Source organism: Phyllobacterium trifolii (assembly GCF_014192095.1).
GTDB classification, from domain to species: domain Bacteria; phylum Pseudomonadota; class Alphaproteobacteria; order Rhizobiales; family Rhizobiaceae; genus Phyllobacterium; species Phyllobacterium trifolii.
In genome coordinates this window covers 369,333-377,384 of the sequence record NZ_JACHXN010000004.1, presented here as the reverse complement: position 1 = coordinate 377,384, position 8,052 = coordinate 369,333, and the positions used below count along the sequence as shown (strand labels likewise).

General features: G+C 54.1%; 8 protein-coding genes and 1 tRNA gene. 4 read left to right on the top strand and 5 right to left on the bottom strand.

Annotation, left to right across the window (positions count from 1 at the left end; genetic code table 11):
• The first annotated feature begins 360 nt into the window (after positions 1–360).
• A complete protein-coding gene (locus tag FHS21_RS08865) occupies positions 361–1,581 on the top strand; it encodes a multidrug effflux MFS transporter (protein WP_210283429.1) in 1,221 nt (406 codons plus the stop codon).
• 132 nt (positions 1,582–1,713) lie between these two features.
• Here FHS21_RS08865 and FHS21_RS08860 read toward each other — a convergent pair.
• Together FHS21_RS08860 and cpdR are read right to left on the bottom strand one after the other, a co-directional pair.
• Positions 1,714–1,788, bottom strand: a tRNA-Val gene (locus FHS21_RS08860).
• 100 nt (positions 1,789–1,888) lie between these two features.
• Positions 1,889–2,251, bottom strand: a complete 363-nt coding sequence (gene cpdR, locus FHS21_RS08855) for a cell cycle two-component system response regulator CpdR (RefSeq protein ID WP_008124673.1) — start codon at positions 2,249–2,251, stop codon at positions 1,889–1,891.
• Positions 2,252–2,526: 275 nt separating this feature from the next.
• On the opposite strand from cpdR, the gene FHS21_RS08850 reads away from it, so the two are divergent.
• Positions 2,527–3,417 (top strand): N-formylglutamate amidohydrolase, encoded by an 891-nt coding sequence (locus tag FHS21_RS08850; protein WP_112531699.1) that lies wholly within the window; start codon positions 2,527–2,529, stop codon positions 3,415–3,417.
• A 247-nt stretch (positions 3,418–3,664) separates the two neighbouring features.
• Positions 3,665–4,438, top strand: coding sequence for a histidinol-phosphatase (gene hisN, locus FHS21_RS08845; protein WP_112531698.1), 774 nt, complete (start codon positions 3,665–3,667; stop codon positions 4,436–4,438).
• Between the two features lie 4 nt (positions 4,439–4,442).
• On the opposite strand, the gene FHS21_RS08840 is transcribed toward hisN, so the two are convergent.
• Entirely contained in the window at positions 4,443–5,396 is a 954-nt protein-coding gene (locus FHS21_RS08840) for an alpha/beta fold hydrolase (protein ID WP_112531697.1), read from the bottom strand.
• Between the two features lie 274 nt (positions 5,397–5,670).
• Positions 5,671–6,108, bottom strand: a complete 438-nt coding sequence (locus tag FHS21_RS08835; protein ID WP_112531696.1) for an antifreeze protein — start codon at positions 6,106–6,108, stop codon at positions 5,671–5,673.
• Between the two features lie 263 nt (positions 6,109–6,371).
• Here FHS21_RS08835 and FHS21_RS08830 point away from each other — a divergent pair, with 263 nt between their 5' ends.
• Entirely contained in the window at positions 6,372–6,842 is a 471-nt protein-coding gene (locus tag FHS21_RS08830) for an Hsp20 family protein (RefSeq protein WP_112531695.1), read from the top strand.
• A 50-nt stretch (positions 6,843–6,892) separates the two neighbouring features.
• Here the strand turns inward: FHS21_RS08830 and FHS21_RS08825 are convergent, their stop codons facing one another.
• A complete protein-coding gene (locus FHS21_RS08825; RefSeq protein WP_183661669.1) occupies positions 6,893–7,942 on the bottom strand; it encodes a threonine aldolase family protein in 1,050 nt (349 codons plus the stop codon).
• Positions 7,943–8,052: the final 110 nt, after the last annotated feature.

Here is an 8,052-nt window from a genome sequence, read left to right as displayed (position 1 = left end):
CACCCGCACAAGGCATTAGGGTATCAGTCGCCGCGTGAGTTCTTGAACCGTCAAACAGAAATCTGATCCTGTCCGGTTTTTATGGGGCAACTCCATATTGTTTGCTACAGCGGCTGGTCGGTGGAAACCTTGTCCGTTCTGCGATCGAATGAACGAGATAGCGGGAAACAAGCATCTCATTGTCCTGAGTGTTGGCGGCAAGATTGCAAAACAAGCGATCGACGACGGTAACGTTGTTCTGTCTGTGGGTCACTTAGCAGCGGCGTAGTACAGGGTCCCTGGGATCTCACCATGGTGGGACCCGGGTGAAGCATAATCCGGTCGAGAGCACAGGCTGTTAATTTTTAAAGGTGATATTTAATGGCATTTACTGAAGCAAGAAGCAGTTTGAAACAGCATCCTGGCCTTCTGACCATGTCGCTCCTATGCGGCTTGTCGTTGCTCCCCCTGAGTATATTTTTGCCGTCGCTGCCAACTATATCGAGCGACTTAAGAACCGACTACGCCGTCGTCGGGCTCTCCCTGGCGGGATATACGGCTGCGAGTGTTGCTTTTGAGATGGTGGCTGGGCCGCTTTCCGATAGGTATGGTCGAAGACCAGTATTGTTGACGTGCCTAGGGCTCTTTATCATTGGCTCTATCGGATGCGCAGTCGCGACCAACATATGGTCGTTTTTGGTCTCTCGCCTTCTTCAAGCGACAATCACCTCTGCCTATCCGCTTTCAATGGCCGCTATAAGAGATACATCCAGCAAGGAATTTGCAGCAAGCCGCATAGGATACGTGGCAATGACTGCTGCGATAGCGCCCTTGGTTGGACCAACTATTGGCGGCTCAATCGACCAATGGTTCGGATGGCGAGTGATTTTCTGGTTGCTGGCCGTTGCGGGAGGCGTCCTGTTTATATGGTGTTTCTTTCGTCTCAGCGAAACCAATCAGAGTTCGAAGCAGACATTTCGTGAACAAGTGAAGGTGTATGTATCGGTTCTAGCGGTTCCGCTATTTTGGTCCTACTCCCTTTGCTTGGCGTTCTCGGTTGGCACATTTTATGCGCTGATGGCTGGTGCGCCGCTAGCAGCAAAGGAAACCTACGACATTCAACCTGTAACGCTTGGAATGTACATGGGGAGCATAACTGCTGGTTATATGCTCGGAAGTTTTCTGTCAGGCCGGTACGCCAAAATCCATTCCTCAACCGCGATGATTCTGGTTGGCCGTGTAACAGCCTTGATCGGTCCCATTGTCGCCTTGGCGCTCCTGGGCTTGGGCCTCAATCACCCCCTCGCAATGTTCGGTCCATGCGTCTTCATCGGGATCGGCAATGGCCTGACAAGCCCCAGCGCGAATGCAGGCGTGATGTCCGTTCGAGCGGGATTGACGGGCAGTACGGCGGGGCTTGCGGGCGCGGTCACCGTTGCCGGCGGCGCTATCTTTTCTTCCATCACCGCAGCCGCGGTTACGGAACGAAATGCAATCATTGTCACGCTGTACATCATGCTAGCTACAACTCTTTGCGCTTTCCTGGCTGGATGCTGGGCTCGGTTCTTAGACGAACAGCAAAAAAAGCGCCACGAAAGTTAAAAGTTAAGAAGGATCGAGGCTTACGCAATCGATTACAATACTTTTCGGCGGCCCAAGCCGAGAGCACTTGGCATTTGAGGCTGGTTGTGACGGCAAAGGAGATCGCTAAGTCAATGATTTTTGAGGGTCAGATGGTGGGCGTGACAGGGATTGAACCTGTGACCCCTACGATGTCAACGTAGTGCTCTCCCGCTGAGCTACACGCCCATCTGACGGGCGCATACACCATATTGAATTGGCTCCGTCAATAGCTGTGGGGAGAACTTGTCAGGCTTTCTTCACAAGAAGGAACGAATGCCGCCGCCTATCAGGCTGCGACGAGCATTTTCTCGATTTCATTGACAAGATCGCGCAGGTGGAAGGGCTTGGAAAGCACCTTGGCGTCTTTCGGAGCCTTCGAATCGGCATTGAGCGCCACGGCAGCAAAGCCGGTAATGAACATGATCTTCAGGTCGGGATCGATTTCCGAAGCGCGGCGCGCCAACTCGATACCGTCCATTTCCGGCATGACGATATCGGTTAAAAGCAGTGAAAACGGCTCTTCGCGCAATCGATCATAGGCGCTGGCGCCATTGTCGAAATGCGTGACGTGATATCCCGCTTTCTCCAGCGCCTTGACCAGAAAGCGCCGCATATCATTGTCATCTTCCGCAAGAAGGATTCTCTTCATCAGTCCGTCCGAATTGGTTAGCACCCGATCATCCCCAGATCAGCGTCCATCACGATTCAAGAAACGCTTTTTTGGTAAAGATCGCGTGAATGATTTGCTAGAAATAAGCGTGAACGCTGCAAAAGTCGAGGTGCCGTTTCGCGGGAAAAGCACCCCAACAGGTGTAACTTGCATACGTCAGAAAGTTGGTCATGGTAGACCGTTGATCAATTCCATCTGAAGGAAACTTGATCTAGAGTGGTACCATAAACAGTAGTGAACCTTCGAAGTGAGCGATGACGGCCGAGCGTGATTTTCCTGACAGCCTGCCTTACGAATTGCGGCAACCGTCCGATCAACGCATTCCGTTCGTTTTCAACTCACCTCATAGTGGACGATATTATCCGGCCGCCTTCCTGCAGCAATCGCAACTCGATCCGCACACGATCCGGCGTTCGGAAGACTGCTTTGTCGATCAGCTGTTTGCTTCGGCAGTCATGATCGGCGCACCGTTGATGGCGGCACATTTCCCACGGGCCTATCTCGATGTGAATCGCGAGCCTTACGAGCTCGATGCCAAAATGTTTTTTGAACCGCTGCCCTCATACGCCAACGGACATTCCGCCCGGGTTGCGGGTGGTCTGGGCACAATTCCGCGCCTTGTCGGCGAGGGGCAGGAAATCTATGCGCATAAGCTCCACATCGATGAAGCGCTGAGCCGCATTGAAACAATCTACAGGCCATATCACGCGCTCCTCGGAGATACTCTCGTCAAAACGCGCGAACGTTTTGGCTATGGCGTTCTTGTCGATTGCCATTCAATGCCGACAGGCATTCGTTTTCCGGAAAGCGGTATGCGCCCGGATTTCATCATCGGTGACCGGTTTGGCACGAGTTGTGCGCCGGAGCTTGCCAACGCAGCGATCCAGTTGCTTCGGGAGATGGGCTATGTGGTCGCCCACAATAAACCCTACGCGGGCGGCTATATCACCGAGCACTACGGGCGGCCACTGAAGCAGTTTCATGCCCTGCAGATCGAGGTCAATCGTGGTCTTTACCTCAACGAACACAGTTACGAAAAGAAGGCAGGCTTCGATCAGCTGCAGCGGGATATTGCACTTTTTCTACGAGATATCGTGTCGCTGCCGGATTTCTACTTCCTGGATAAGCCGCTTGCTGCCGAATAGCGTCTTACCAGCAGCAGATTTTTAAACAAAAAAAGACCGCGCGTAAGCGCGGCCCAAGTCTAGGGAGGAAACGCCCAAGGAGGGCATAGACAGGTCGCCCTGTCCATGCACCAATCTATGCTGCGCCGCACAAATGTCAAGTGTTTTGTATGTTTTTTTGGGCACCATTATTAGTTGCCTAAAAAAAATGCAATAAATTCGCCTACGCCGCAGGAAAATGAGGATATTTTAATCGTGAGGAGCTATTTTGGTCATTGAACTTTCCTTTTTGAAGCAAATCGCCGGTGTTGCAGCAGAGCAGACATTGCCGCGATTCCGCACGATTTCGCTCATCGACAACAAATATCAGGCAGGTTTTGATCCCGTTACAGAGGCGGACCGAGAGGCTGAAAAGGCGATTCGCAAACTGATCAACGCCAGTTTCCCGGATCACGGCATTCTCGGCGAAGAGTTCGGCGGCGAAAACCTCGATCATTCGCATGTCTGGGTGATCGACCCGATCGATGGCACCCGCGCGTTCATTTCCGGTATTCCTGTATGGGGAACATTGGCCGGTCTTACCATCGACGGGGATGCAGTGGCGGGGCTCATGGCTCAACCGTTTACCAATGAGCTGTTCATGTGTGACGGTGACGCTTCATGGTACGAGGGTCCGGGTGGTATTCGCCGCCTCGAAACGCGGAAAACCACCGAACTTTCCGAGACAACACTGTTTACGACCACGCCGGCAATGTTCAAGGATGAGCAGCGCGCCGCCTATGATCGGGTCGAACAATGCGTGCGGCTCGCGCGCTACGGCACGGATTGTTACGCTTATTCCATGCTTGCTGCCGGCTTCGTCGATCTCGTTGTCGAAACCGGCCTGCATCCATATGACATTGTGGCGCTTGTTCCGATCATCGAAAAGGCCGGTGGTGTGATCACCACGTGGGATGGAGGTCCGGCGGAGAAGGCCGGCGATATCGTTGCTGCTGCGACGCCCGAACTGCACGCCAAGACTCTGGAATTGCTTAACCGTTGATGTTCTATTCCGTCTCGCTGCCGGTGCCAGGAATGAAGGCGTCGAACGCGGCAAAGAATTGCTCGCGATAGAAATCCTTCTCCTGAAGGATTTCATGCTTGGCGCCATCTATTGTCAGCAATGTGGAATTGCGCAGTTGCAAGGCATAACGCTCGATCGCCGGAGTGGAGACGACGCTGTCGGCTCCCGCTGCAACCATCAGCATGGGGATCCGGATCGTTTCGATGAATTCCGGCCGACTGATCTTTTTGATCGCTTTGGCGGCTGCGACGATCCAGCTTGCCGTGGGCCCACCGATAGCGAGTTCTGGCGCTTTTTCGAGAATCTCGCAATTGCGCAGGTAACGCGCCGCATCGGACGTTACTTCATTGAAGTCAAATGGCCTTATCTGGTGCGGCCCCCCCAGCATGTAGGCCCGGCCAAGTCCTGCATAACGAAGTGTGTTCGCGCCAACCCGCGCAATCGTCTTTCTGGCGCGGCTGCCATTGATATCCAATAGCGGCGCGATCAGGACCATCCGGCGGATGCGATTCGAAAGGGCTGGGGCGGCTAGCAGGGCCGCAAGCGCTCCGGTGGAATGAGCCAGGATGTAGAATGGCCCGCGGCAATCGGGCAGGAGGACATGTTCGAACAGTTGCTCGAAATCGACCGCGTAGTCGTCAAAGCTTTTTACATAGCCTTTTGCGGCATTTCGCAGGAGCCGGCTGGATGCACCCTGGCCGCGCCAGTCGAATGTCGCAACTGTAAAGCCACGGTTAGCGACGTCGCGGACCGTCTCGAAATATTTCTCGATGCACTCATTACGGCCGTGCAGGATGATGACTGTGCCCTGCGCAGGCTGGGCACTGGCCGGGGTGATGGTATAGCGGAGTTCCTTGCCGTCGCGAAGATTGAGCGAATCAACGCGTGTACCGGACGGGATAGGATTGGATGAAGTTTCGACAAGCGGTCTGATCATTTGGTCTGGTCAATTCCTCGCCGCCAATAGTCTCTGCCTGTGATAAAATGTGGCGCTGCAAAGGTCAAACCGCAGTTAGAGCATTTCCGTTTTTCTTCGAATCGCGGAATTGCTCTAACTTCTTTGTTTTACGCAATCCCGGACGGAAAACCGGTTCCCACTTTTCCTGGGATTGCACTAGAAAAAGAATGACCGGAAACTCGCCTGAGAGCTTCCGGTCAGTTCATTCCGGATGGAAGGGACGTTACACCCGGAACGAATTCGGCTTTTATACTCAGTAAGCCGGGTTTATCTCGATGCTGAAACCGCTTTCGCGACGATCGCGATAACGATCACCGCCCATCCGGCGGGTTTCCAGAATATCTCCATCGCGCGAAACGACGACAAGGACCGGATCGCCACGACGTGCAGCGCGTACGAAATAGCGTCCACGCTCGAAGTTCACGTCACGGACGCGAAAACCACGGCGCTCAAGCATGCGCGCGACGTCGCGGGGACCAAACCGTTCGCGACGATCATCGCGATAATAGCGGCGGCTCTCGCCATCATAGTAGCGGCGTTCCTGAACGAAATAGCCATCGGCGCCACCGCTGTCGTCAAGATATTCGGCGGCCGCGTCAGCGCGGTAATAGCGGCTGTCGGCCATTGCCGAAGCAGCAAACCCGGTAACGAGAAGTGCTGCAGCGGTAAGTGCGAGGACGGTTTTCTTCATTATCGTATCCTTTGTAGTATCGGTTCGTTTCCAACCTTGGTGCATTTATAGTCACATCCACGTGAACGTATTCCGAAGATGATGTTCATTTTGCGTTCATCCACAGCCACACTTTGTAACCTCTTGAAATCCGCTCCTGGGCTAACCAGATAATTTCCGTGACCGCCATATCGGGGTCGCTGGTTCGACGGAACTTGCCACAAAGGGAGTTCTACCGAGAGCCAAAACACGCAAACATTGTCGCTCTGAAGGAGGGCTTAAACATGCGTCACGTTGATTTTTCCCCACTCTACCGTTCAACCGTCGGTTTTGACCGGCTTTTCACCATTCTCGACAGTCTGGCCCAGCCAGAAGGTGCCCAGACCTATCCGCCTTATAATATTGAGCGGACTGGCGATAACACCTATCTCATCACCATCGCTGTTGCCGGGTTCTCGGAGGACGAGATCCAGATCGAGGCACATCGCAACCAGCTCAAGGTGACGGGCGAGAAGGCTGTAGAGAAGTCTGATGAAAAGGCCGAAACGCTTTACCGCGGTATCGCCTCGCGCGCTTTCGAGCGCCGCTTCCATCTTGCCGATTTCGTCGAAGTCAGTGGTGCGAGCCTGAAAAACGGCCTTTTGCACATTGAACTCAAGCGCGAAATTCCGGAAGAGATGAAGCCGCGCAAGATCGCTGTCACTTCCTTGTCCGACAAGGAAGCCAAGCAGATCGAGGCGAAAGCCACGCACTAAGCGGTTGGTGTAACGAGTGAGAAGAAGCGGCGCAGTTTTGCGCCGCTTTTTTATGCGATCAGGTCGCCAAACCGGTCGATTTCTTGCGGGGTCGTCGCAAAGCTGGTGACGAGCCGCACAAGCGTTTCGTTTTCCCCGACCAGATTTCTTTCAGAGTGCGGGGCCTTCCAGTCGTAGAAGACAGCGCCGGCTTCATGCAGCTTCGTCGACATGTCCTTTGCCATGATTGCGAAGACCTCGTTTGCGCGAGGTTGCCAGGCGAGCCGCAACTTCTTCGACGCTTTAATATGATCGGCGAGGCGCGCTGCCATTGCATTGGCATGGGCGGCAAGCTCCAGCCATAACCCATCAGCGAAATACGCCTCGAACTGTGCGGCTATGAAACGGGACTTGGAGAAAAGCTGTGCGGACCGCTTGCGGATGAACGGCATCTCTCTCGCATGGGTCGGGTTCATAAATACAAGTGCCTCGGCGCACCAGCAGCCATTTTTGGTGCCTCCGAAGGAAAGTATTTCAACGCCCTGACGCCAAGTCATGTCTGCAGGCGAGCAGCCTAGTGACACAAGCGCATTGGCAAAGCGCGCGCCGTCCATGTGCAGCGGCAAGCCATTCTCGCGGCAAAGAGTTGAAATGGCTGCAATTTCGCTCAATTCATAAAGTGTACCGATTTCACTGGATTGGGTGATCGAGACGCCCATTGGCTGGCCGGCATGCACGTTGCCGGGCGCAAAGCCTTTTATCGCTGCTTTCAAGTTGTCGATATGCATGAGGCCGACGGCGCCGTCGATCGCCTGAAAACGCGCGCCGCCGGTGAGGAAACTTGGTGCGCCGCCCTCATCTTCGATGAGATGAGCCTCCCGATGGGCGAATGTAACGCCGCCCGGTCTCGCAATGGCGGCCTGCGCTAGTGAATTTGCGGCCGTGCCGGTGGCAACGAAAAAAACCGCAACCTCTCGCTCGAATATCTCATTGAACGTCTGTGCGACCGCTTTGTCGAGAGCACTTGTGCCATAGGCGGCGGCAAAGCCAACCGTATGTTTGCTCAAACTCTCGGCAATCTTCGGGTGGGCTCCGGCCCAATTATCGGAAACAAAATGCATAGTCGACCTTACGATTTTCCACTGACGCGGACACGCATACGCCTTTCATCTGCTGGTGAAAAGGGAGCAGCGGGTGCTATCCATGTGGAAGTGGCTGTTTATCCTTAAAC